Here is a 24,388-nt window from a genome sequence, read left to right on the forward strand (position 1 = left end):
AAAGGTCACAGGTTCAAATCCTGTCCCCGCAACCAATGGTCCCGTGGTGTAGCGGTTAACATGCCTGCCTGTCACGCAGGAGATCGCCGGTTCGATCCCGGTCGGGACCGCCATTTTTATTTAAAAGTAAGCAATGTGGCTCAGTAGCTCAGTCGGTAGAGCAAAGGACTGAAAATCCTTGTGTCGGCGGTTCGATTCCGTCCTGAGCCACCATGAATGCGGGTGTAGTTTAGTGGTAAAACCTCAGCCTTCCAAGCTGATGATGGGAGTTCGATTCTCCCCACCCGCTCCAATAGGGGCCTATAGCTCAGCTGGTTAGAGCGCACGCCTGATAAGCGTGAGGTCGGTGGTTCGAGTCCACTTAGGCCCACCATTCCGCAGTAGCTCAGTGGTAGAGCAATCGGCTGTTAACCGATCGGTCGTAAGTTCGAGTCTTACCTGCGGAGCCATTTTTATGGGGAAGTACTCAAGTGGCTCAAGAGGCGCCCCTGCTAAGGGTGTAGATCGCGAAAGCGGTGCGAGGGTTCGAATCCCTCCTTCTCCGCCATAATTTTTGGCCCCTTGGTCAAGCGGTTAAGACACCGCCCTTTCACGGCGGTATCACGGGTTCGAATCCCGTAGGGGTCATACATAAAAAGGTATTGCACAAACGTGCAATACCTTTTTTCTATATTCATTTTAAAAGAATACATTAGTAAGTATATGTATAGGGATTTATCACATTGTAGAATGTGCTGCTTGCTACAAAGAATTGGACTTTCATCCGTATAGTGTATGCTACGCAATCTACAACGTATCAAGTCCAGTGAGTTAACTCAATGAATGAACGTAGCAAAAAAGTATGTACTATGATTACCGCTCATAGTACATACTTTTTAAATATTACTTATCTTTCTCTGCATCGATGTAGCTGTCACCTTTTTTGTAAGGAATGTCGCCCAATGGTGATTCAATTCCTTCCTCATCTAATTCTTCTTCATATTCTACTGCTTCTTCATTTCGAACAATACCGGCTGGTTCACCCGTAATGTCGGAGACTGCAAACTCTTCGTATTCTTCTACACCTTCTTCATTTTCGTCATCATACAGATCGTCATAATCACGGTTTTTACTTCCAATAAAGTCAGAAGGGGTATCAGATGTTCCGGACTCGGCAATTTCCTGGAAGCTGTCTTCGTAATCTATTGCGTCACCTTCTCTACGGGCAGCAAATGTATTGGGTTCCGCCATGATTAGTAAATCATCTTCAACGGGTCGATCAGTCGGTATATCTTTTTGTGCATCTTCAATGCACACAGTAGTGTACGGGATTGCTTCTAAGCGCTCATGTTGTATTTCCTTACCACATACTTCACATGTACCGTACGTGCCGTCCTCGATAGCCTGTAGTGCGTTCTGGACTTTCTCCAGTTCGCCTTCTGCGTGCGTGTTAAGTGCCATATCTTTTTCACGTTCGTATAATTCGGTTCCCATGTCAGCAGGGTGATTATCATACATGGATAGTTCACCTACATCGTCCTGCGCATTATTTACAATCTCCGTCTCTTTTTCTGTTTCCGTTAGACGGTCTTCCATAGCACGTAGTTCCTTTTTTAGTGTTTCTATTTGTTTAGTAGTTAACAATGTAGTCACGACCCTTTCTATATTGCTTTCTTTATTGAAAAATGAAATCTGAGAAAGCTTTCTTACTTCAGTCTTTCCCTGTTTACAAGGAAGGGTAAACCTTTCCAACAAAAAAACGCCTACCTTTTTAAGTGTAGACGTTTTTGATACAGTTTATTCAGATGAAGTGAGCTATAAGAATGCCAATCCCAAGAAGTAGTCCAAACAGCGTATTGGTCACGCCTGTATCTTTCATAGCTGGCATGACTTGAAGGGGTTGTTCATACTTGCGGAATGTCTTCACAGCGTGCAAAGGTTTCGGGATGCTTAATAGCACAAGTAATGCCCAAGCAGATACGTGGCCAGTCAATACAAGCGCAATGATCCATACATACGATACGATGAAAAATATAGCCAAGATGGTCACTGCGTTATTTCGACCTGTTAGGATGGCCATAGTTTTTCTACCACCCTTGGTATCTTGTACGATATCACGTATGTTATTAGCCAGCATGATCGCACCGACTAGTAGCATGCTTGGTACGGAAAGTAATATAGCATTACCTGTAACGGTTCCTGTTTGAATGTAGAACGCAATCAAGATCAACAACATACCCATTACGAATCCTGAAACGAGTTCACCGAATGGAGTATAAGCAATAGGATAGGGGCCGCCAGTATAAAAGTAGCCGATCAACATAGCAACGGAACCTACTGCGGCAAGCCACCATGAAGTTTCCATGCAAATGTAAATGCCGAGAACAACGGATAGCCCGTAGAGCATGAGCGCTAAATTTAACACGGTCTTCGGCTGTACGCCGTTTCTGACAATCGTGCCGCCAATCCCGATTGAATGTTCATCATCAAGTCCACGTTTGAAATCGTAGTATTCATTAAACATATTCGTAGCCATCTGCAAAAATAAACTGGCTACAAGCATCGCTAGAAATAACGGAAAATGAAGTGGTCCGTATTGTAGCGCAATCATGGTGCCTAAAAAGACAGGCGCAAAAGCGGCAGTCAATGTGTGGGGGCGTGTGAGTTGCCACCAAACTCGCCAGCCGGTATCGGTTTCTATTGTGTGTTGCACGGGTAATCTCTCCTTATATGTGTAGTCATCATCTGATAGTATACAACAAAAATCAGCAGTTAGGTTATATGAAACAATAGTTGAAGATAATTGTCGTATCGTCTCCCATACAGCGAGACATTATATATTAAGTAAAGCGTCCAATGTGCTAGAATAGAGGTACTTATCGTTCGGTGAAAGTATGCCTGAACGTAAATTGACGAAAAATATTTTGTACGATGATAAGGAGAGAGTGGGATGAATCGGAAATTGACCGATCGAATGAGGACGGTTCCGGCAACAGGCGCTGATTCTCGTTTTTTTACGGAAACAATAGAAGTGGAAACACTAAGTCCACTTGCTTTTTTTGAAGCAGGTCTTTCACATTATGGTGAGCATCGTTTCTTCTGGCAGAATGCGGACAAGACAGTAAAACTTGTCGGATTAGGTCAAGCAACGGTATTAACAGCGGAGCTAGATCGTTTTCAATCGATTTCTTTACAGTGGGCAGCACTGTGTGAGGGATTAATTAAAGAAGAGAAAGATATCGATCCCGTGTTATTTGGCGGATTTTCTTTTGATCCTCATACGCGTCAAGATGATGAGTGGAGTGCGTTCCCAGCCGCTTATTTTACTGTCCCTCTATTCCAACTGAAAATTGAAAAAGGGAAAACGTATGTATCCATTAATTATATTACGGAAGAACCGCAAGCGGCGGCTGATTTTGAAGCATTGCGTCAAGAACGTGATCGGCTGATCCATATTGCACAAATAGATGAATTCACGTTCCAAGGAAAGCCTGATGTGATCAAGCAGACTGAGCTAGCAACGGATCGCTATATGGATGCAGTTGAACAAGTAACATCGCATATTAAAGAACAAGAAGCGGAAAAAGTCGTTATTGCACGTAAAATCAAATTAACGTTTGAAGAAGAATTTCAAAAGGCCGCTGCATTGCATACCATTACGAATGAACAATCGGCTAGTTATCATTTCGGACTGCAAATTGGTGATGAGATGTTCTTTGGTGCGACACCTGAGCGTTTAGTCGAAATATCAAATGGACATGCGTATTCTGCATGTGTAGCTGGCTCAATTGAACGTGGAAAAACGTCTCAAGAAGATCAGCAGCTCGGAGAAGTATTATTACGTGATAAGAAAAACCGTGAAGAACATCAATATGTAGTCGATATGATTACGCAAGTGTTCTCGGAGTTCTGTACATCCCTTCAAGTTAGTAAAACGCCTAAACTTCTAAAGGTGCGGGACATCCAACATTTATTCACACCGGTTGAAGGGGAACTTGCAAAGGACATGGATATATTCCGTCTAGTCGAAGCACTTCATCCGACACCTGCGCTTGGGGGAGTTCCACGTCAGAAAGCGCTTGAAATTATTCGTGAAGAAGAGCAGATGGACCGTGGCTTTTATGCTGGACCGATTGGTTGGACGGATTCCGCAGGTAATGGAGAATTTGCGGTGGCAATTCGTTCTGGATTGTTAACTGGCAATGATGCATATTTGTATGCTGGCGGTGGTATAGTAGCCGATTCTACACCGACTGAAGAATATGCGGAAACATGGGTGAAATTCCGTCCTGTGTTACGCGCGCTCGGAGGCCGTTTACATGAATGATCACCAGACAGGATTAACGAGTTATGTGCTTCGCTTAACGGATACGCTTATACGACAAGGAGCAACCAAGGCGGTTATTAGTCCAGGCTCCAGATCAACACCGCTTGCGTATGCGTTTACGAACTCTACAAATATGCAGACGTATATGCATACCGATGAGCGTTCTGCAGCTTTTTATGCACTTGGATTAGTGAAAGCGACTGGGCAACCTGTTGTTTTGCTATGTACGTCAGGAACAGCAGCATCGAACTATCATCCTGCTGTGACAGAAGCGTTTTATGCAAGACTGCCGTTGATCGTCATCACGGCGGATCGTCCGCATGAATTACGTGAAGTCGGTGCACCACAGGCGATTGATCAAATTCGCATGTTTGGAGAGCACGTCAAAGATAGTGTCGACTTCCCTGTGCCTGAAAACAGAGAAGACATTTTACGGTACATGGAACAACGTGCAGTTAGACTTCTATCCATTGCCAAAACTGCACCTCAAGGGCCTGTGCATTTGAATGTGCCGTTTCGTGAGCCATTGCTCATTGACTTGGAAGCCACAGCGCCTGTTAGCCGATTCCAGCAACAGTTAGTAGGGGATCTCGCTGTAACGGAAGAAATGAAAACTGTACTAGAATCGGCCATTGTGCAAGCGAAAAAAGGCATAATTGTAATGGGTGAGCAACCGACGACTCTAGATAAAGAACGTTTCTGGCAGTTCGCTAGAGCACTTCAATGGCCAGTATTATGTGATCCGTTATCCAATCTACGCTCACAAGTACCGACAGATTGTGATGATCTTTGTATCGATCAGTACGATGCCTTGCTAAAAAGTGAAATGTTTGCTGAAAACGTGCGACCTGATTGTGTCATACGATTTGGTCCGCAGCCCATTTCTAAGCCATTACTTTTGTTTTTGAAGAAGACTTGTCCTAAAACGTATATCGTAGTGGATGATTCACCAAATTATCGTGATCCGATTGGTCTGACTACTCACCACTTGCAAGTGAGTGCAGCGAGTATTTGGCAGCAAGTATCTGTACCACGCGAGCGAACAGAATATACGAAACAATGGACTAGAGCCAATCAAATTTCCGCAGACGTAATGAATGAAGATCAACATTTCAATCAAGATGAAGGTCACTTCGTTCGTCAATTTATTGCCAATTTACCGGATGGCTCTGATGTAGTCTGCAGTAGCAGCATGCCGATTCGGGACTTGGATACGCATTTCAAAAAGACGAACCGTGATTTTTCGTTGTTCTGCAATAGAGGAGCAAATGGAATTGACGGAGTTGTCTCGACTGCTCTTGGAATTCAGGAAGGCCGTCAACGCAAAACCTATTTATTGATTGGTGATTTAGCGTTTTTACATGACATGAACGGATTGATTATTTCCCGGTTACAGCAAACTGATTTGACGATTGTTTTAATTAATAACAATGGTGGCGGGATTTTCTCCTATTTGCCGCAAGCGTCAATTGAACAGCATTATGAACAATTATTCGGAACTCCAACTAATATGACGTTTAATCATGTCGCAGCGATGTATGAAGCACAATACGATGCAGTAGATACGACACGAGCATTTGAACAAGCGATGCAAGCAGCTAAAACGGCTAATTTACGAATTATTGAAGTAGCAACAGTGCGTGCAGACAATGTAGAAGCTCATCGCTCCGTATGGCGGGAAATTGCGAAGAGGGTGGAACGCATTGACAACTAAAATGTTGACGATCAGAGGTATTGATACGCATATTGCAAAGTTCGGGGAGGAACAGTTGCCAGCAATTGTTTTATTGCATGGTTTTACAGGTTCGACCGCTACTTGGCAGCAAACGATTGAAGAGCTTGCGGTGGATTATTATGTAGTCGCAGTCGATTTAATCGGTCATGGTAAAACGGAAGCGCCTGAAAAGATGAACCGCTATAGGATGGAAGAGCAAATTGAAGATTTGAATGAAGTCTTGCAGAAGCTTGAAATAACCAATCCCATTCTACTTGGTTATTCGATGGGAGGGCGTGTCGCGCTAGGCTATACGACAACCTACCCTGACAAAGTGAAAAGTTTAGTACTTGAGAGCAGTTCACCAGGCTTGCGTACGTCTGAACAACAACTTGCACGACGCACAGCAGATGCTAAGCTTGCGGAGAGGATAGAACAGCAAGGAATGATTGAATTCGTCAACTTTTGGCAGGAGATTCCGCTGTTTCATTCACAAAAGAAATTGTCTGACTCACAGCAACAAGCAGTGCGTAATGAACGCCTCAATCAACGGCCAATTGGTTTAGCAAACAGTTTACGAGGGATTGGAACGGGGAGTCAGCCTTCATACTGGCAGGCGCTAGAGCAACTTTCACTTCCTGTATTATTGCTTACGGGCAGTGAAGACGAGAAATTTGAAATGATTGCGCAGGACATGATGAAAAGCTTGCCAAATGCGCAGCATGAAACGATAAAAGATGCGGGGCATGCAATTCACGTGGAAAAACCTCAACAATTTGCTACAATGATAAAGAGCTATCTGAAAACAGTGTAAAAATCGAGGAGGAATTTATTATGACCCGTCAATGGGAAACGCTTCGTACATATGATGATATCAAGTACGAAATGTACAATGGTATCGCAAAAATCACGATCAATCGTCCGGAAGTGCGCAACGCATTCCGTCCGAAAACAGTTATGGAAATGATCGATGCATTTTCACGCGCAAGAGATGATCAGCGAATTGGAGTTATCGTGTTAACTGGTGAAGGGGAGAAAGCTTTCTGTTCAGGAGGCGATCAATCTGTTCGCGGTCACGGTGGATATGTTGGAGATGACGAAATTCCACGCTTAAACGTTTTAGATCTTCAACGCTTGATTCGCGTTATTCCAAAGCCTGTTGTCGCAATGGTTGCCGGATATGCAATTGGTGGCGGTCACGTGTTACATGTAGTGTGTGACTTAACGATTGCTGCAGACAATGCACGTTTTGGACAAACAGGACCTACTGTAGGCTCGTTCGACGCAGGATATGGTTCAGGATACCTCGCACGTATTGTTGGGCATAAAAAAGCACGTGAAATTTGGTACCTATGCCGTCAATACGACGCACAGGAAGCACTCGACATGGGCTTAGTCAACACAGTTGTTCCGTATGAGCAGCTTGAAGACGAGACTGTTCAATGGTGTGAAGAAATGCTCGGCAAGAGTCCTACTGCACTTCGCTTCTTGAAAGCAGCAATGAATGCAGATACAGATGGCTTGGCTGGTCTACAGCAATTAGCTGGGGATGCAACATTGCTTTATTATACGACGGATGAAGCGAAAGAAGGACGCGACGCATTTAAAGAAAAGCGTAAGCCAGACTTCGATCAATTCCCACGTTTCCCTTAAACAAATGAAAGCTGCCTAAATTGGGCAGCTTTTTCATTACGTCATTTTTAATTGGAGGAGTTTCACTTGATGATTCCTAATTGGCTTATGCAACGAGCTAAATTGACACCAGACGCATCCGCTCTTGTTACTAAAGAAGGAAATTGGTCATACCGTGAATTATATGAACAATCTCTTGAAATCGCACAACAACTTCATCATCTTGGAGTACAACCTGAGAATAGGGTGGCGCTACTCAGCCAGTCCAATGAACAAACAGTCCTCTTTATCCATGCATGCTGGTTATTAAGTGTGGAAGTCGTCTGTCTGAATAATCGGCTGACAGAACAGGAATTACGCTGGCAAGTACGTGATTCCGAGGCAACACTTGTGCTTGTTGATGATAAAATAACCTCACTTCCGGAATTGGATGACATCAAAAGCGTATTCTATTCTGCGGTTCGAAAGACTGAACGAAAAGAGTTCACTTTACTGAAACAGTGGACTGAAGATCAGACGCTATCGATTATGTATACTTCAGGCACTACAGGGGTTCCTAAAGGGGTTCGACAAACAGCAGGTAATCATACGTCAAGCGCGCTCGCTTCAGCGCTGAATCTCGGATTGACCGATAAAGATTCATGGCTTTGCATGATGCCACTATTCCACATAAGTGGACTATCGATCGTCATTCGCTCAGTGATTTATGGAATGGAAATGCGCTTGTACGAAAAATTTGATGCGAAAGAAGCTGCTACACAAATCATGGCAGGACGTGTAACAGCGATGTCCGTCGTTGCGCTGACGTTGGATCAAATTGTTCGTGTCATGGAAGCGACTGATAGTAAAGCACATCCGCTATTTCGTACTATGCTCGTTGGAGGAGGACCGGTACCACTGGATTATTTGAATCGCGCGGCAGCGTGTGGATTACCGATACTTCAGACGTATGGCATGACCGAAACGTGTTCGCAAACGACGACTCTTGGAAAAGCGGATGCGGCGCGAAAGCTAGGTTCAGCGGGGAAACCGTTATTTTTCAATCAAGTTGCCATTAAAGATACCGTTCAACCGAGAGAAGTAGGAGAAGTGCTCATAAAAGGTCCTCACGTGACGCCAGGCTACATTGGAAGCCAACATACACGCAATGCGCTGACCGAGGATGGTTGGCTCGTTACAGGGGATGCTGGCTATCTTGACGAGGAAGGCTATTTATTCATTGTCGATCGACGTGCTGATCTCATTATTTCGGGTGGAGAGAATATTTATCCTGCCGAAATTGAAAATGTGTTGCTAGCGCATCCTGCTATAAAGGAAGCGGGCGTATGTGGTAAAGAAGATATGGAGTGGGGGCAAGTACCCGTCGCATTTCTCGTCGGTTCAGTTACTGAGGAAGAACTAGTAGAATTCTGTTCGAAACGTTTAGCACGTTATAAACTTCCAAAAGAATTTCGATTTGTAGAGCAACTGCCACGTAACGCATCAAATAAATTAATGCGCTTCGAATTGAAAAAATGGTTATAAAAAAACAGTGGAGTTTTCATCCACTGTTAGTTGCCTAATGCTTTTTTCAGTACTTCCAAATTTTGTTCCATGAGAGTGAAGTACGTTTCTTCTTTTTGTATGTCTTCTTCAGTAAGTACACTCAAATTATGCAAAGTTAACGCTTCGGCATCCAGTTCTTTTTTGATGACTTCAGCCAATTTTGAGCTGACGTTTTGTTCAAATAAAATATACTGGATGTCTTGTTCTTTTGCTTCTTTTACAAGTGAAGCTAATTCTTTTTGTGAAGGTTCATTCTGTGAATCAAGACCAGATACTGCAAGCTGCTGTAACCCGTAAGCATCTGCCAAGTAGCCAAACGCCGCATGGGACACAAAGAATGTTTTGTTTGGTGACGCATCAGCCATAGTCTTAAATCCACGATCCAATTCTTCTAATTCATCATATAACACATCAAAATTTTTCTTGAATGCCTCTGCATGTTCAGGTAATTCATCGGACAACTCTTGCGTGATTTTCTCTGCAAGTTTCGTGCTGAGATAAGGAGATATCCAAACATGAGGATCAACGGTATCCTCATGCCCATGCTCGTCATGATCTTCTTCTCCATGCTCGTGAGAATGCCCCTCTTCTAATTCCTCGGGATCAATATAGTCGGCGATTGGAACGAACTGCACATCTTCATTCTGCAACGTCTTCTCCGTCTTTTGCACAAAACCTTCGAGTCCAAGTCCGATATAGAAGAATAAATCTCCTTTTGCCAACGCCATCATATCTTTCTGTGTAGGTTCAAACACATGCTCATCTGTCCCAGGCGGATAGATAGATTTCACGTCAACATACTCTCCACCAATACGTTCAGTGAAGTATTGCAATGGGTAGACTGTCGTATAGACGAGTAATTGATCGGATGACGAATCATCCGGTTCGGTCGATGCCTTATTGGTACAACCACTTAAAACGAGTAGTAAAGCAGCGCCTAGCAACAGCAAACGATTTTTCATTAGAAAAGCCTCCGTGACGTAATCGGAATGATTACTATTTAGATTATTTTCTCATCATACAAGATATGATATATGTTTGCAACCTAGTACTGCTTGTTTTTATTCGTTTTTTTGGGAGGTACCGGATCGAATCCACCTTTATGAAAAGGATGACATTTTAAAATCCGCATGACTGCAAGCCAACTACCTTTCAGTGCTCCGTGTGTTTCAATTGCTTCTACCCCGTAATGTGAACAAGTCGGATGAAATCGGCAAGAGGGTGGTGATAAGGGAGAAATGAACTTTTGATAGAATCGGATCAATTGTATAAATACTTTCTTTAGCATATCCATCACCTTCTGACGTAATAAGGTTTAGTTTACCTATAGATGTGGTAAATTAAAAGAGAGAAGCATAATACAATTTAAGAGGAGTGTTTTTTTTTATGTCTAAAGAATTAATTCAAGAACTAAACAAACAAGTATCTACTTGGTCGGTGTTGTATGCGAAACTTCATAACTACCACTGGTATGTAAAAGGAAATCAATTCTTCACATTACACGCAAAGTTTGAAGAATTATATAACGAAGCAACAGCGCATATGGATGAAATCGCAGAGCGTGTGCTAACTTTGGGTGGCGAACCGACTGCAACACTATCACAACATTTGACTGAATCTGTTATCGACGAAGCAAAAGGCACAGAAAAAGCGAATGAAATGGTACAGACACTAGTAGATGATTTCGATAAAACAATGAAATCATTGAAAAAAGGGATGGATTTGGCAGCCAAAGATTCTGATGATATGACAGAAGATATGTTGAACGCAATTTATCAGAGCGTAGAAAAGCATCAGTGGATGTTGAATGCGTTCCTTGGCGAAACAAACGAATAAAACTCTTTATTCAACAAAAAATTAACCGATAGTAAGAAGTGAACACCAGAAAGGAGTTGAACGTTATGGATATCAATTCAATTATGTCCAGCCAGTTGAGAAGCTTGCAATCAACCGTTCAAATGAGCGTCATGAACAAGGCCCTTTCAATGGAAACTTCTGCTATGAATGATATGTTGAATGGTCTCGAAAATCAGCCTGTCGCGCACCCCACAAAGGGCGCTTCAATTGATATCAAGGCTTGATTGGAAAACACACATCTCGTATGATTAGAGATGTGTGTTTTTTAACGGATGCAATCAAAAAGAGTGTTAAACTATATGAAAAAACAAGACATAGTAGGAGGTAGATTAAATATGGCTCAAGGCCAATTTCTACGTAATTTAATTATCGAAACACCTTCCAAACCTGGTAATTTGGGTAAGGTGACGATGGCAATTGGACAGTTAAATGGAGATATCGGTGACATTCAAACGATTAAAGTTGGTACGATTTCTACAATCAGAGAAATCGCACTATTATGTAATGATAAAGAACATTTAGAGGAAATTGTCGAAGCAATAGATAATTTGAAACATGGCATTAAAGTTCAGGCGATTACAGATGATGTACTGCAAATGCATGAGGGCGGTAAAATTCATATGAAAGCCACACATCAAATCCGTTCTCTTGCTGATTTACGCAGAGTGTACACACCGGGTGTGGCTAGCGTATGTAAAACGATTCACGAAGATCCTGAACAAGCCAATTATTTCACAGGCATTTCAAATTCCGTAGCAATCGTGACAGATGGTACAGCCATTTTGGGACTCGGAGATATTGGTCCAGTAGCAGGTATGCCTGTCATGGAAGGAAAGGCCGTATTATTTGATCAATTCGTTGGCATTAGCGGTATTCCGATATTACTTGATACGAGTGATCCGGATGAAGTAGTAGCTACGGTCAAACATATCCATCAAGGCTTCGGTGCAATTTTATTAGAAGACATAGGTTCTCCACATTGCTTTGAAATCGAAGAACGTCTGAAAAAAGAATTGCCGATTCCGGTTATGCATGATGACCAGCATGGCACAGCAGTCGTAGCATTAGCAGCAGCACTCACTGCCTGTAAACATGTCGGTGCAGATTTAGCTAATTCTTCGGTTGGACAAATTGGACTAGGCGCGGCAGGTTTAGCCATCAGTCGTATGTTTATGGCATATGGTGTAGAGGAAATGAAGGGAACGGATCCAAACCCTCACGCTAAAGAAATGTTAGCAGAGCACGGCGGTACTGTTGTCGATTCGATGGAGGAAATTATGGAGACTTGTGACCTGATCATTGCCACAACAGGTGTAGCTAACTTGATCAAGCCTGAAATGGTTCGTAAAGGTCAAATTATTTTGGCTTTATCCAATCCAAACGCGGAAATTGCTCCGGATGTCGCATTGGAAGCAGGCGCGGCTTATGCAGCCGATGGTCGTCTAGTGAATAATGTTCTTGGCTTCCCGGGTATCTTCCGTGGCGCATTAAACGCGAATGCCAAGTCCATTACATATCCAATGCTTATTGCCGCAGCTCTGGCGATTGTCGATAGCACAAAACGAGACGATTTAGTACCACATCCTTTAGATCCTAACGTACACATTAACGTGGCGTTAGCGGTTGAAAAAGTAGTATATGAAGAGCAAGATCAAGAAATATAATACGAAGACCTATTGACGAGATGCCGTTAATAGGTTTTTTTTTATGAAGAATATTTTCTTCGTAACGAGCCATGCTACGTTAAAAAGAAAGTAGGATGATTATGACAGAAGAAAGATATCCAATGTATATATCACTGAATCACAAATTAGTTCACGCGGATCCTCACTCTTCAACGTGGGAATATAAAGTAGAAGTGACAAAAGAAGTATATCCTGTATTTGAAAAACTATTTTCTCAAATGGAACAATTAGAATTCCAAAACTTTCTCCGATCCCATTTACCGTATATTCCATATCACTATGACAAAGACAATGATAGGGTGGATTTGCGCTTAAAGAAGGTCTTTGCATTGATCCATGAATACACAGACGATGAGTCCAAACGTTTTATCGAGCAACTGCCTCTATTTCGTTGAATCTTCACTTACCTTTCCGCTACACTAGAGGAAAGGACGTGATCCATAATGCTGAAATTTGAAGATTTACAGGGAGCCAATGTCGAATTGACGTTTGGACCGAACTCACATCAAATTGAATCTCGCCATGTGCTCGTTCTCATTAAGCACAACGAGCGTTGGTTATTGACTAAACATAGAATACGCGGCATTGAATTCCCAGGTGGAAAAGCAGAATGGGGAGAGACCATTGAACAAGCGGCAATTCGGGAAACAATGGAAGAAACAGGAGTCACTATAGAAAATGTGCATTCATTTGCTGAGTACGTCGTCTTTACCGATCCACCTTTTTGCAAAGCTGTTTTCACAGGGGATATTACGCATATAGAAAAGAACTTTACGTTAATGGAAACGGAAGGCGCGGTTTGGATGACAGACGCTGAGTTGGACGCTTGTACAGAACTTAGTTTTCATATGAAGGATCGTGGAATGAGTGAACTGAGAAAGTGGGTGGAAGCGAATGGTCGAACAAACTAATGGGAAAATCATTCGAAGAAGAGATTATCCTTCCCCAAACCCACACGTCAAATTGGAGGAAATTACCTATAGTTCTGACGGTTTGCTAGTAAAAGGCCTGTTAGCTACACCAAGAGCGGAAGGCCGCTATGACGGTTTGCTTTATTTACGTGGCGGCATTCAACATGTCGGGATGGTTAGACCGGCTCGTATTGCACAATTTGCGTCCCATGGTCTTGTGGTGTTCGCTCCTTATTACCGCGGCAATCGTGGCGGTGAAGGGAAGGATGAATTTGCAGGCGAAGACCGCAATGACGCAGTGGTGGGAGTTGATGTGCTGAAACAACAAAGTAGTGTCAACTCAGATCGAATTCATCTATTTTCCTTTTCAAGAGGCGGTATTATGGCGCTCTGGACTGCTATTATACGTGAAGACCTAACGTCCGCGGTAGCATGGGCAGGCGTCTCAGACGTAGTCTTCACATACAAAGAGCGACAGGATATGCGCCGCATGATGAAGCGTGTCATCGGTGGTACTCCAAATAATCAACCCGATGCGTATCGTGAGCGTACAGCTTTATTCCGTGTACAAGACATCGATATACCGACGCTAATTATTCATGGGACGCTGGATACAAATGTTTCATTTGAACAGGCGTTATTGCTCGAGAATGCTTTGAGTGAGGCGAATAAAGAGTTTGAAACTTGGTATTTGGAAGGCTACACGCATTATATTCCACCTGAAATGAATCGGCGGCTTGTGAAAGATGCAGTGGATTGGATGAAGCGGCAGAGAAGGGGATAGGTCAAACTTGGTAGATGGTTTTTTATGGTCGTTGCTCGACATTGGCTTGTGCATGGAAAGTAGCGAAGGTCATGCTTTGTACCCGCACAGGCACGTGGGGGATTGCCTCCAGCCATGAGCCAACTAGCGGTGGAGCTGCTAGCTGTCTCATGGCCACGGCCTACCCCGCAGTTGTGCCTGCGCTACTGAGTACTTACCAAGTCAGGTTGTGGTTTATAAATGATGAAGATCAGAGGATCGTTGCTCGACATTGGTTTATGCATGGAAAGTGGTGAGGGTCATGCTTTGAACCCGCATAGGCACGTGGGGGATTGCCTCCAGCCATGAGCCAACTAGCGGTGGGGCTGCTAGCTGTCTCATGGCCACGGCCGACCCCGCAGTTGTGCCTGCGCTACTAAGTGAGAACCAAGTTAGGTTGTGGTTTATAGTAGATAAAACCAGTGACTGGGTAGTACTAATTCCTATTCTTGCAAAAGAAGAATCCGAACCGCCCTACACATTATCTAACGAAGGCGGCTGCACGTGGTAGGCGGAGTAATGAGACAGCCAGGTGCACTTCCTGTCTGGCTCATTGAGGAAGCCATCCACCACCGCCGAAGTGGGGCCAATGACCGCCCCCACTTACTTTGCCAGTCAAATCACTACTTTTGCATAAAACAAGGAAGAGTAAGGGTTCGCAAAACAGCTACCTAACATCGTATCCTACTTACTTGTATGAACAAATAATCCGCGCATTCGAAAAACAACTATCTGAACTGCCCTACACATCATCTAACGCAGGCGGAAGCCATCCATCGCCCCACTTACAATGCTCGTCAAATTAAAAACCAAAAAAGAGGCTGACCCAGAATTCTGGGTCAGCCTCTTTCAGCTATCATTACTTAATAACAGGTGGTCCACCTTTAATTGCGATGTCCTCTGAAACGTGGCTGAACTTCTTGAAGTTCTCACGGAAAGCATCAGCTAAGCGATTTGCTTCTTTATCGTATTCGTTCGGATCTTCCCAAGCATAACGAGGGTGTAGAACATTACTCGGTACACCTTCGATTTCAAGCGGCATATTCAATCCGAAGATTTCGTTCTTCTTTGTTTCTACATTATCTAATTTACCAGCGATTGCAGCGCGTACCATTGAACGTGTATAGCCTAAGTTCATACGTGAACCTACACCGTAGATTCCGCCAGTCCAACCTGTATTCACAAGGAATACTTTTGAGCCGTGCTCATCGATCTTCTTGCCAAGCATCTCTGCGTATGTTGCAGCAGGAAGTGGTAAGAATGGTGAGCCGAAGCAAGTAGAGAATGTTGGTTCAGGAGCAGTAATTCCACGCTCAGTTCCAGCAAGCTTGGAAGTGAAACCGCTCAAGAAGTGGTACATTGCCTGTTCTTTTGTAAGGATCGAGATCGGAGGCAATACTCCGGAAGCGTCGGCAGTTAGGAAGATAATATTCTTAGGATGACCAGCAACAGACGGTGTCACGATGTTATCGATATTTTCGATAGGGTAAGCGGCACGTGTGTTTTCTGTCAATGATTTATCATCATAATCTGGAATGCGCGTTACTTCATCCAATACAACGTTTTCTAAAACTGCACCGAAACGGATTGCTCCGAAAATTTCAGGTTCTTTTTCTGCAGAAAGATTGATACATTTTGCGTAACATCCACCTTCAATGTTAAATACGCCGTTATCAGACCAGCCATGCTCATCGTCTCCGATTAGTTTACGGTTAGCATCTGCTGAAAGAGTAGTTTTACCTGTTCCAGAAAGTCCGAAGAACAAAGCAACGTCGCCTTCTTCACCTACGTTTGCTGAACAGTGCATAGAAAGAATACCTTGTTCAGGTAGCAAGAAGTTCATAACAGAGAAAATAGATTTTTTCATTTCTCCTGCGTACTCTGTTCCACCAATCAAAACAATTCGTTTCTCGAGTGATACGATGATGAAAGTTTCCGAATTAGTGCCATCCACTTTTGGATCCGCTTTGAATGAAGGGGCAGCCAAAATTGTGAATTGCGATTCGTGTGCTTGTAATTCTTCTTCTGTTGGACGGATGAATAGCTGGTGAACGAATAGGTTCTGCCAAGCTAATTCATTGATTACTTGGATAGACAACTGGGAGTCTTTATCCGCGCCTGCAAATCCTTTAAAAACGAAGAGCTCGTCTTTTTCCTTCAAATGATCAATGACTTTCGTGTATAATGAATCAAAGATCTCTTCTGAAATTGGGCTGTTCGTGCTACCCCAATCTACTTTATCCTTAGACACTGCATCTTCAACGATGAATTTGTCCTTAGGTGAGCGTCCTGTGTACTTGCCTGTACGTGCAGTAATTGCGCCGTCTGCTGAAAGTTTAGCTTCGCCTCTTGCTGCTGCTTTTTCCGTTAATTCTGCTACAGACGCTTGGATCGTCACGTTGCTTCCACTAAGAAGACTTTTTAAACTATCATCAATTTTTGCAGATATCATATTTACATACCGTCCTTTGCGTAGTCGATTTATTTATCTTGATAAGAATATCCTAATTCGTAAATAGTATAACACATTAAGAATATTAATCTATACTAATGGAAAACTCAAGTGATTTAGAATAAAAAAATTGACAAAATCCAAACTTTTTAATAAGATGTGACATGAACGGATACTCTTATCCCGAGTTGGTGGAGGGTACAGGCCCTGTGAAACCCGGCAACCTGCAATAGACAGTAGTCTAGCGCGAAGGTGCCAAACCTGAAGCAAGGTTTAATTCCTTGGACGATAAGAGTGAAAGGTGCTGCGCGTGAAATTTTGCCTTTTACTCATGGATTGAATGTGAGTGAAGGGCTTTTTATATTGTCTAGCCCTGAATCCTTATGGTATATGCTTGACGTCTAGGCGTGGAACTTTACCAGGGACTTATGAGAGTACCGTATCATGATGCTTAATATAGGGGGAAACAAAATGACAAACCGTCGACTGTTTACATCAGAATCAGTTACAGAAGGCCATCCAGACAAGATGTGCGACCAAATTTCAGACGCAATTTTAGATGCGATCCTAACCGAGGATCCAAATGCGCGTGTGGCATGTGAAACGAGTATCACGACTGGACTCGTATTAGTAATGGGAGAAATCACTACGACAACGTACGTGGATATTCCAAAAGTAGTTCGCGATACTGTAAAGGAAATTGGATATGTTCGTGCGAAATACGGCTTTGATTACGAAACATCTGCTGTACTTACATCTATTGATGAGCAATCACCTGAAATTGCTGCTAGTGTCAACGTGGCACTTGAAGCGCGTGAAGGGTCTATGACAGATGAAGACATAGATGACATCGGAGCAGGTGACCAAGGTTTAATGTTCGGATATGCATGTAATGAAACACCGGAACTTATGCCTTTACCAATTAGTCTTTCTCATAAATTGGCACGACGTTTAGCAGAAGCACGTAAGGAAGAACTAATTCCTTATTTGCGTCCTGATGGCAAAACACAAGTAACAGTAGAGTATGATCAGGATAATAATCCAGTGCGAATTGACACGATTGTTATTTCCACACAACATCATCCTGAAGCTACACTCAAACAAATCGAGAAAGATATTAAAGAAGTAGTCATCGATGCAGTCGTTCCCAAAAACTTGTTGGACGAGCATACGAAATACTTCATTAACCCTACCGGCAGCTTCGTCGTTGGTGGTCCTCAAGGAGACTCCGGTCTAACTGGACGTAAAATCATCGTTGATACGTACGGTGGTTATGCACGACATGGTGGGGGAGCGTTCTCAGGTAAAGATGCTACAAAAGTGGATCGTTCCGCTTCTTATGCAGCTCGTTACGTAGCTAAGAACATCGTGGCAGCTGGACTAGCTGAGCACTGTGAGGTCCAGTTGGCATATGCGATTGGTGTAGCAAGCCCAGTTTCTATCTCGATCAACACATTCGACACAGGTAAACTATCCGAAACACAATTAGTGGAGTTCGTACGTGAATTGTTTGACCTTCGTCCGGCAGGCATTATTAAAATGCTCGACCTACGTCGTCCAATCTACAAACAAACAGCAGCGTACGGTCACTTTGGCCGCACGGATATCGAATTGCCATGGGAGCAGACGGATAAAGTGGAAGCGTTGAAAGAACTTGCTAGTAAAGTACGTGTAAAGCAATAATGGAGTGCAGAAAGGGGAAAACATTTCCTCTTTCTGCATTTTTTATTTATTTGCCGGCGTAATATGAAAAGGAATCAATTCATAATCTGCCTCTTCATAAGCTACTAGCAATCCTTGATCCTCAATGTCTTTTTTCAAAACAGTCTTTTGCTTTACTTCAACGTCAAATGAATAGCTAAATGGATAATTTTCCACCTTAATAGTGTGCTGATCTGCAAAATAGATCCCAATTCGTCCTATCGGTAATGCAGGGAAAATGCCTGTTGAAGGAATGCCGTCGCGAAAGAATATATGTTCATTCGCTTTGGCGACACCTGGATCATTCACACAACAATATAAAGAAAAGTTATCTCCAAGCTGAAGCAAGGCAAAATGCTTTTCAAATAATTCCTTATCAAAATCCTCGATTTCTTTATACAATCGTTCACGACGATTCTGTTCTCCCTCGATAAATAGCTTAGCTTCTTTTTCGTTATTACTCTGTATAAACTGTTCATAATGAAGACTACAAAGCATAGCTGCATAGTGGTCAATCTTTTCTACATCATCGATTCCTTGACGATAAAGTACTGTTTTAGGGAGAAGTGGGAAGTCAGTGAATCGAAAAGGTACCGACTTCGCATCATTCCAAAAAGGCTGTTTATCAAAAGGAGCCCAGCCGATGTCGTGGTTACGAATGGCAGTCAATACGGAATGACGCCATTGATCTTCAGGAAACATATCCTTTTTCCAGTGTTTCATTAATTCACCGGCTAGGTGTCCATGATGATGTTGTTGCACAAAGCTAAATGTTTTCTCGTGTTCACGTACAATCATCAACTCATCCTTTCTTGTCAGGAGGGACGCTATCATTTTTTATGATCTCTTCTTTAATTTCTTCCTTTACTTTTTCAATTTTCTCCATTTCTTCCTGATACATTTCTTCTGCTTCTGTTGTCCCGACAATCAGGGGCTCTTCATTGAAATCGATGCGTTTGCCATATCGTACAAGTTCATAAATAATCATACCGTTATTCGGTTTACCATTTACGGTTTTCATTGGAATGGAGTCAAATAAAACGAAATAGAAGGCGTAGAATATAAAACGGCTCCAAAATGTTTTAGACTCTTCAAGAAAGCCATTTGCAATCAGCGCATTTATTATGACTGCCACGATCACGTTAATCAAAATCGGCCCAGCATATATACATATATACGCGAAATTACTTTTTCTCTTTACTGAATCAAAAGAAAACCAGCTATTTACATGATAATATTTTCGTATATCTAAAACACCAAATTTAAAAAGCCTGGGTCCAGATCCAATAGTGAGTCTGGCATTTTTCACACCGAATAGACCACTAATTATAAAATAACCAGCTTCCCTTATAAACGTAACGGCAGGTAGAATGATAAAACTTGAAATGACCAAGCTAAGGAGATCCGCTAAACCGAACATATCGTGTCGACTCCTTCTATAAGTTCTTCTAATGATTCAATAGCTCTAACAGTAAAATACCCATTTTCCGCGAAATCAATCGTTTTGGTATTACTGTTTTATAAACATGCCATAATAAGTCATGTTTGATTTATGTAAGAGCGGGAAAATATAAAACATTAATCGAATACATGTAGTATTCGGAGGAGGAATAGGATATGGCGAAAATAGCGGTAGAAGTACCATTTGAAGACATTAAACAAGCATTAGAGGAAAAAGGACATGAAGTGAAGATGTTCGCAAGTGATGAACATGTAAGCGGCTATGATATGGGCGTAGTACGTGCCTTGAGCGATGTCAACATCGACCAATTCGACTTCCCCGTGGTAAGCGTTGAAGGCAACTCCGTACAAGACATTGTAGAAGATGTTGAAAAAAGATTACATCGTTAATAATTGAATACATCTATTTTAGGACTTGAGAACAAGTGGCTGGGACTAAACCCCAAAAAATGCATGAAGGATTATTCTTTTCCTTCGTGCATTTTTTTGACTACATATTTATAAAAGTAACTTTTAAGATATAGGAGTGTACCGGAGCGGACTATTTCCTAGTTATGTCCCAGTCTCATGTTCTTCATTTTTTTGCAAAGTAAATAAAGAAAACCCACTATAAGTGCATACCTATGCTGTTTATTCATGATACCGTGGTATCACTTTAATTATTATTAGTTGACAAGACCCCATAGGAACAGTAAGCTGTTCGGCGTTGACTCGTCAGTCAATCAATAAAAAGAAGTGAGTTGAAAAAACCTTATGTCTTCTCGAACAAGTGAAAAATTTAAAGAGCTACGCGATAATCGACAGCAACAACTAAAAGAAGCCGCGATTGAATTATTTGGTACGAAAGGATACGCTGCAACAAAAATTAGTGAAATTACAAACAAGGCCGAACAAAGTCATGGCTTGTTTTACCACTACTTCAAATCAAAAGAAGACCTGTACGTCACAGTGATTCTCGAGTTATTAACTGAATTCGTCCATATAGTTGATAAAGCAGAGGAAAAACATGACAGTCCTTTAAAACAATTGGAATGGCTCACTGAAGCAACTCACTCTGGCTCATTACGTGATGGAGTACACCGCCATATCCTGATCATGCAAGCTTTGTATTCTGATTATTTAACACAAGAAGTGAAAGAAGAAATTGTGGAAAAATATCGATTCATGGTCGAAAGAATTAAACATATTATTATTAAAGGACAAATTTCTGAGGAGTTTATTGAAGGAGATGCAGAAGAATTAGCTGTGTATCATTTATCATTAGTACATGGCTTATTATTAACAAATGCTCGCAAGATTTCACCTATTAAAGTGTCAGCCGAAAAAGTATTACGCCAACTAAAACGTCATCCAGAGTAGGGGGATGACCAATGAACCGCATGTTGAAACCAACAATCATTTCTATCTCGATGGCAACAGTAATGGCAGGAGCCGCTATATCTCCTGCCCTTGGATTGATTGCCGCAAACTTCCCAGAAGCCAGCCCCGTAATTATCAAGTTAATATTAACGGCACCTTCGTTATTGATCATTCCATTTACATACATCTCTAGTTGGTTAACGTCAAGGATACCGAAACGTACAGTTGCTTTAATCGGCTTATTCATTTATGTCTTGGCAGGGGTAGGCGCACAGTTTACCAATACGATTGAAATGCTACTAGCCTTTCGATTTGTGCTAGGAGCTGGTGTCGGCTTAGTCATGCCGCTTGGGATTACGTTAATTAGTGATCATTTTAGAGGCCGTGAACAAGTGAAGATGATGGGTTATAATTCTGCATTCAGTAACTTCGGTGGGATCATCACTATGATGCTAGCAGGTTACTTAGCGGCTATCAGTTGGAGAGCTCCGTTTAATGTGTATTTAATGGGTGTCGTGATTTTAATTCTGGTCTTTATATTCTTGCCGAAAGACACACCGCTCAAACAAGATAAGAGTGTAGAGAAACGGAAAATGCCGCTAACTGTTTTTGGCTATGCAGCTGCTTCCGCAGGTATTATGCTAGTTTACTATTCGGTTGCCACGAATATGGCACTCTACTTGGAGCAAAGCAATATAGGTGGCTCAGCATTGGCAGGAACAGTGATTTCTTTTACAACTGTAGGGGGGATGATTACTAGCCTGACGTTGATTCAGCTACAAGATATCTTGAAATCTTATATCATGCCAATCAGTATATTCTTAATGGGGATTGCATTCACTGGTTTGGCTTTAAGTCATTCTGTCCCACTCATTTTAGCTTGTACATGCGTAATTGGTTTTGGACAAGGAATTTTGTTCCCTATGATTAACGTTAAAGCATTAAGTTTGGTCAATCCACTTCATAGTGACCGTGTGATTGCGATAGTATCGAGTTCCATTTTTATCGGTCAGTTCAGTTCGCCTTTAATATTGGACGGAATTGCTAAATTAGCAGGCTTCCCGCCAATTCGTTTCCAATATTCCGTGATAGGAATTGCGCTAGGGATTTCGGTTTTACTCATCATTCTGTATAAGATTTTAAGAAAATCTAAAGTTTCAACGATAGAAGCGTAAATAAAAATGAGACGTGCCCAATTGGACGCGTCTCATTTTTATTTACATTTGAATGTCAGTTTGTCCGAAAGCTTCATATTCCTGCTTTAATAATTGAAGCGGTAATTCGTACAGTTGTTTCCCATCAATTTTAAATACCCCATTTGAAACGAGCTCCTCAATCATTTTGTCTCGTTTTGATTCACTTACCTTTTTGTTTGTTTTCATCGTACGTTTCCTCCTTGATTCCCCCTCTAAATATAGCCGATATTTCTTTGAATTAAACCGTATAATCTATAGTTGGAACTTTCGGACTGTCCGAATAATTGATTTGTGTTATTGGGGTAGTGTAATAGGGACTTGTGATTTATAGTAGATTTACAATAGCGATAGAATTAATGGTGGATGCTATCATATACGACGCTAATTGACAAAAACATTCGGTTGGAAGCATATTTTGTCTAATTACGAAATGAATCCATAAACTGATGAAATAGCATCGAGTGCTTCATTATTTACTTTGACAGACGTGACTTTTGTGAACTGTAATAGTAGTAGAGCAAATGACGAATGGGTGGCATAGTAATGACAGAGAGGAGAAGAAATTGCATGTTAAACGGCTGTTTTTGTGTTAAATGTTGCTTAGGGGTACCATTATGAGGGAAGAATAGATATAATCTAGTTCGTGCATTAAATTGTTATTTACCATAGGAGGTCGCTATGTTTTTCATTGAAGCAAAACGGGTGACGGTTGTAATTATAGGATCGCTACTTATGGCTCTATCATTAAATTTCTTTCTTATCAATGCAAATGTCTATGCAAGTGGGTTTGCGGGTGCAGCCCAGTTAGTATCCAGTGTTCTAAAGGACCACTTGGATATGACCGTCAGTACAGGTGTTTTATTGTTACTTTTCAACATACCAGTCTTTATTCTCGGTTGGTTTAAAGTAGGGAAAGGTTTCACGATTTACAGTATATTATCCGTTGCGTTTGCAACACTATTTCTTGAATTGTTGCCACTACGATCTATATCAGATGACATTATGCTGAATGCGGTATTTGGTGGAGTACTGGCGGGTGTCGGTGTAGGGATATCCTTAAAGCTAGGTGCATCTACTGGAGGAATGGACATCGTTGCGATGATTCTATCCCGTATGCAGGATAAACCAATCGGTGTCTACTTTTTATTACTAAACGGTATTCTTATCGTATTCGCAGGTATTTTATATGAACCGGAAAACGCACTTTACACAATGGTTGCGCTATACGTTACGACGTCAGTGATTGATATGATTCATACGCGACATGAAAAAGTAACCGCGATGATCATCACACGCAAAGCAGACGATCTCCAACAAGCAATCCATCGTCAAATGGTACGAGGAATCACCATACTACCTGCTAAAGGTGCTTACTCAAAAGAAGATAAGAATATGCTGTATGTTGTTATCACAAGATATGAACTATACGATTTGGAACGGATTATCAACGAAACAGATCCGCAGGCCTTCACGAATATCGTACAAACAGTAGGGATCTTCGGTTTCTTTAGAAAAGAAAATGAGAAGCTAGCTTAGTATAGAATATTTAACGTAAATTTTATCTATAGTATTTTATATGAAGGCAAACTCCAAAAAATGAGTTTGTCTTCATTTTTTTATACCGGGATTTTACTGTAAAACTATTAGTTTAGGAATATTTATTTTGTAGAACATAAATAGCATAGATTTGTTGAATTCTTGTGAAAACATTGGAAAGCATACGGATATTGTATATACTTAAGAGTGACTATCATTATGCAAGTTATA

At 41.8% G+C, this 24,388-nt stretch carries 27 protein-coding genes, 7 tRNA genes and 1 riboswitch; of the genes, 26 read left to right on the forward strand and 8 right to left on the reverse strand.

The genetic code is table 11. The features are described 5' to 3' along the window. Window positions 1–37 precede the first annotated feature (37 nt). From CSV69_RS00005 to CSV69_RS00035, 7 genes are all read left to right on the forward strand, one after another. Window positions 38–113, forward strand: a tRNA-Asp gene (locus tag CSV69_RS00005). 24 nt (window positions 114–137) lie between these two features. Beyond that, window positions 138–213: transfer RNA gene (locus CSV69_RS00010), tRNA-Phe, on the forward strand. Between the two features lie 5 nt (window positions 214–218). Next, a tRNA-Gly gene (locus tag CSV69_RS00015) sits at window positions 219–292 on the forward strand. Window positions 293–296: 4 nt separating this feature from the next. Beyond that, window positions 297–373, forward strand: a tRNA-Ile gene (locus CSV69_RS00020). A 1-nt stretch (window position 374) separates the two neighbouring features. Beyond that, a tRNA-Asn gene (locus tag CSV69_RS00025) sits at window positions 375–449 on the forward strand. A gap of 7 nt (window positions 450–456) precedes the next feature. Continuing rightward, window positions 457–547: transfer RNA gene (locus tag CSV69_RS00030), tRNA-Ser, on the forward strand. An 8-nt stretch (window positions 548–555) separates the two neighbouring features. Beyond that, window positions 556–627: transfer RNA gene (locus CSV69_RS00035), tRNA-Glu, on the forward strand. 255 nt (window positions 628–882) lie between these two features. On the opposite strand, the gene CSV69_RS00040 is transcribed toward CSV69_RS00035, so the two are convergent. Together CSV69_RS00040 and CSV69_RS00045 are read right to left on the reverse strand one after the other, a co-directional pair. Beyond that, window positions 883–1,632 carry a TraR/DksA C4-type zinc finger protein gene (locus CSV69_RS00040; RefSeq protein ID WP_233192298.1) on the reverse strand — a complete coding sequence of 250 codons (750 nt, stop codon included), beginning with the start codon at window positions 1,630–1,632 and terminating at the stop codon, window positions 883–885. A 148-nt stretch (window positions 1,633–1,780) separates the two neighbouring features. Beyond that, window positions 1,781–2,692 carry a 1,4-dihydroxy-2-naphthoate polyprenyltransferase gene (locus CSV69_RS00045; RefSeq protein ID WP_085426767.1) on the reverse strand — a complete coding sequence of 304 codons (912 nt, stop codon included), beginning with the start codon at window positions 2,690–2,692 and terminating at the stop codon, window positions 1,781–1,783. Between the two features lie 237 nt (window positions 2,693–2,929). On the opposite strand from CSV69_RS00045, the gene CSV69_RS00050 reads away from it, so the two are divergent. From CSV69_RS00050 to CSV69_RS00070, 5 genes are all read left to right on the forward strand, one after another. Next, complete coding sequence (locus CSV69_RS00050) at window positions 2,930–4,306, forward strand: isochorismate synthase (protein WP_099692451.1); 1,377 nt, start codon at window positions 2,930–2,932, stop codon at window positions 4,304–4,306. Further along, window positions 4,299–6,020, forward strand: coding sequence for a 2-succinyl-5-enolpyruvyl-6-hydroxy-3-cyclohexene-1-carboxylic-acid synthase (menD, locus tag CSV69_RS00055; RefSeq protein WP_099692452.1), 1,722 nt, complete (start codon window positions 4,299–4,301; stop codon window positions 6,018–6,020). Before CSV69_RS00050 ends, menD begins: the two co-directional genes overlap by 8 nt. After that, window positions 6,010–6,834: a 2-succinyl-6-hydroxy-2,4-cyclohexadiene-1-carboxylate synthase gene (menH, locus tag CSV69_RS00060; protein ID WP_233192299.1), complete on the forward strand. Its 825-nt coding sequence runs from the start codon at window positions 6,010–6,012 to the stop codon at window positions 6,832–6,834. The genes menD and menH overlap by 11 nt, the downstream gene beginning before the upstream one ends. A gap of 20 nt (window positions 6,835–6,854) precedes the next feature. Then, window positions 6,855–7,673: a 1,4-dihydroxy-2-naphthoyl-CoA synthase gene (gene menB / locus CSV69_RS00065; protein ID WP_085426764.1), complete on the forward strand. Its 819-nt coding sequence runs from the start codon at window positions 6,855–6,857 to the stop codon at window positions 7,671–7,673. 69 nt (window positions 7,674–7,742) lie between these two features. After that, entirely contained in the window at window positions 7,743–9,176 is a 1,434-nt protein-coding gene (locus CSV69_RS00070) for an o-succinylbenzoate--CoA ligase (protein WP_099692453.1), read from the forward strand. Window positions 9,177–9,202: 26 nt separating this feature from the next. Here the strand turns inward: CSV69_RS00070 and CSV69_RS00075 are convergent, their stop codons facing one another. After that, a complete protein-coding gene (locus tag CSV69_RS00075; RefSeq protein ID WP_099692454.1) occupies window positions 9,203–10,159 on the reverse strand; it encodes a metal ABC transporter solute-binding protein, Zn/Mn family in 957 nt (318 codons plus the stop codon). Window positions 10,160–10,242: 83 nt separating this feature from the next. Next, the gene (gene yidD / locus CSV69_RS00080; RefSeq protein ID WP_085426761.1) at window positions 10,243–10,485 is read right to left on the reverse strand and encodes a membrane protein insertion efficiency factor YidD; all 243 of its coding nucleotides are present in this window, start codon (window positions 10,483–10,485) and stop codon (window positions 10,243–10,245) included. Window positions 10,486–10,583: 98 nt separating this feature from the next. On the opposite strand from yidD, the gene CSV69_RS00085 reads away from it, so the two are divergent. The 9 genes from CSV69_RS00085 to CSV69_RS16740 all read left to right on the forward strand — a co-directional run bounded on the left by CSV69_RS00085 (window position 10,584) and on the right by CSV69_RS16740 (window position 15,127). Then, window positions 10,584–11,033, forward strand: coding sequence for a Dps family protein (locus CSV69_RS00085; protein WP_085426760.1), 450 nt, complete (start codon window positions 10,584–10,586; stop codon window positions 11,031–11,033). 65 nt (window positions 11,034–11,098) lie between these two features. Then, window positions 11,099–11,278, forward strand: coding sequence for a putative motility protein (locus CSV69_RS00090; RefSeq protein ID WP_029055127.1), 180 nt, complete (start codon window positions 11,099–11,101; stop codon window positions 11,276–11,278). A gap of 111 nt (window positions 11,279–11,389) precedes the next feature. Continuing rightward, window positions 11,390–12,718 carry an NAD-dependent malic enzyme gene (locus tag CSV69_RS00095; protein WP_099692455.1) on the forward strand — a complete coding sequence of 443 codons (1,329 nt, stop codon included), beginning with the start codon at window positions 11,390–11,392 and terminating at the stop codon, window positions 12,716–12,718. Window positions 12,719–12,819: 101 nt separating this feature from the next. Continuing rightward, window positions 12,820–13,134: a transposase gene (locus tag CSV69_RS00100; RefSeq protein WP_232319584.1), complete on the forward strand. Its 315-nt coding sequence runs from the start codon at window positions 12,820–12,822 to the stop codon at window positions 13,132–13,134. 48 nt (window positions 13,135–13,182) lie between these two features. Further along, on the forward strand, window positions 13,183–13,650 hold the full coding sequence (locus CSV69_RS00105; RefSeq protein WP_085426758.1) for an NUDIX domain-containing protein: 468 nt from the start codon (window positions 13,183–13,185) through the stop codon (window positions 13,648–13,650). Continuing rightward, complete coding sequence (locus CSV69_RS00110) at window positions 13,634–14,434, forward strand: alpha/beta hydrolase family protein (RefSeq protein WP_099692456.1); 801 nt, start codon at window positions 13,634–13,636, stop codon at window positions 14,432–14,434. Before CSV69_RS00105 ends, CSV69_RS00110 begins: the two co-directional genes overlap by 17 nt. A 14-nt stretch (window positions 14,435–14,448) precedes the next feature. Next, a complete protein-coding gene (locus tag CSV69_RS00115; RefSeq protein ID WP_085426756.1) occupies window positions 14,449–14,709 on the forward strand; it encodes a hypothetical protein in 261 nt (86 codons plus the stop codon). Window positions 14,710–14,792: 83 nt separating this feature from the next. Continuing rightward, on the forward strand, window positions 14,793–14,963 hold the full coding sequence (locus tag CSV69_RS16735; RefSeq protein ID WP_158232574.1) for a hypothetical protein: 171 nt from the start codon (window positions 14,793–14,795) through the stop codon (window positions 14,961–14,963). Continuing rightward, on the forward strand, window positions 14,957–15,127 hold the full coding sequence (locus CSV69_RS16740; protein ID WP_158232575.1) for a hypothetical protein: 171 nt from the start codon (window positions 14,957–14,959) through the stop codon (window positions 15,125–15,127). The genes CSV69_RS16735 and CSV69_RS16740 overlap by 7 nt, the downstream gene beginning before the upstream one ends. Window positions 15,128–15,311: 184 nt before the next feature. Here the strand turns inward: CSV69_RS16740 and pckA are convergent, their stop codons facing one another. Then, window positions 15,312–16,904 (reverse strand): phosphoenolpyruvate carboxykinase (ATP), encoded by a 1,593-nt coding sequence (pckA, locus tag CSV69_RS00120; protein ID WP_085426754.1) that lies wholly within the window; start codon window positions 16,902–16,904, stop codon window positions 15,312–15,314. A 175-nt stretch (window positions 16,905–17,079) separates the two neighbouring features. Then, window positions 17,080–17,199, forward strand: a riboswitch (SAM riboswitch). A gap of 176 nt (window positions 17,200–17,375) precedes the next feature. On the opposite strand from pckA, the gene metK reads away from it, so the two are divergent. After that, window positions 17,376–18,587: a methionine adenosyltransferase gene (gene metK / locus CSV69_RS00125; protein WP_085426753.1), complete on the forward strand. Its 1,212-nt coding sequence runs from the start codon at window positions 17,376–17,378 to the stop codon at window positions 18,585–18,587. Window positions 18,588–18,629: 42 nt separating this feature from the next. Here the strand turns inward: metK and CSV69_RS00130 are convergent, their stop codons facing one another. Together CSV69_RS00130 and CSV69_RS00135 are read right to left on the reverse strand one after the other, a co-directional pair. Then, a complete protein-coding gene (locus CSV69_RS00130) occupies window positions 18,630–19,439 on the reverse strand; it encodes a DUF3891 family protein (protein WP_085426752.1) in 810 nt (269 codons plus the stop codon). Continuing rightward, window positions 19,408–20,025 carry a hypothetical protein gene (locus CSV69_RS00135; protein WP_099692457.1) on the reverse strand — a complete coding sequence of 206 codons (618 nt, stop codon included), beginning with the start codon at window positions 20,023–20,025 and terminating at the stop codon, window positions 19,408–19,410. The genes CSV69_RS00130 and CSV69_RS00135 overlap by 32 nt, the downstream gene beginning before the upstream one ends. Before the next feature lie 197 nt (window positions 20,026–20,222). Between CSV69_RS00135 and CSV69_RS00140 the strand changes: the two genes are divergently transcribed. From CSV69_RS00140 to CSV69_RS00150, 3 genes are all read left to right on the forward strand, one after another. Further along, entirely contained in the window at window positions 20,223–20,456 is a 234-nt protein-coding gene (locus CSV69_RS00140; RefSeq protein ID WP_085426750.1) for a YkuS family protein, read from the forward strand. Between the two features lie 363 nt (window positions 20,457–20,819). After that, entirely contained in the window at window positions 20,820–21,425 is a 606-nt protein-coding gene (locus CSV69_RS00145; RefSeq protein WP_099692458.1) for a TetR/AcrR family transcriptional regulator, read from the forward strand. An 11-nt stretch (window positions 21,426–21,436) separates the two neighbouring features. Continuing rightward, window positions 21,437–22,600, forward strand: a complete 1,164-nt coding sequence (locus tag CSV69_RS00150; RefSeq protein WP_233192300.1) for an MFS transporter — start codon at window positions 21,437–21,439, stop codon at window positions 22,598–22,600. Between the two features lie 42 nt (window positions 22,601–22,642). On the opposite strand, the gene CSV69_RS00155 is transcribed toward CSV69_RS00150, so the two are convergent. Further along, entirely contained in the window at window positions 22,643–22,807 is a 165-nt protein-coding gene (locus tag CSV69_RS00155) for a Fur-regulated basic protein FbpA (protein ID WP_085426748.1), read from the reverse strand. A gap of 492 nt (window positions 22,808–23,299) precedes the next feature. On the opposite strand from CSV69_RS00155, the gene CSV69_RS00160 reads away from it, so the two are divergent. Beyond that, window positions 23,300–24,157, forward strand: coding sequence for a YitT family protein (locus tag CSV69_RS00160; RefSeq protein ID WP_085426747.1), 858 nt, complete (start codon window positions 23,300–23,302; stop codon window positions 24,155–24,157). The last annotated feature ends 231 nt before the right edge of the window (window positions 24,158–24,388 follow it).

It is taken from the genome of Sporosarcina sp. P26b (assembly GCF_002743245.1).
In the GTDB taxonomy this organism is placed as follows: domain Bacteria; phylum Bacillota; class Bacilli; order Bacillales_A; family Planococcaceae; genus Sporosarcina; species Sporosarcina ureae_C.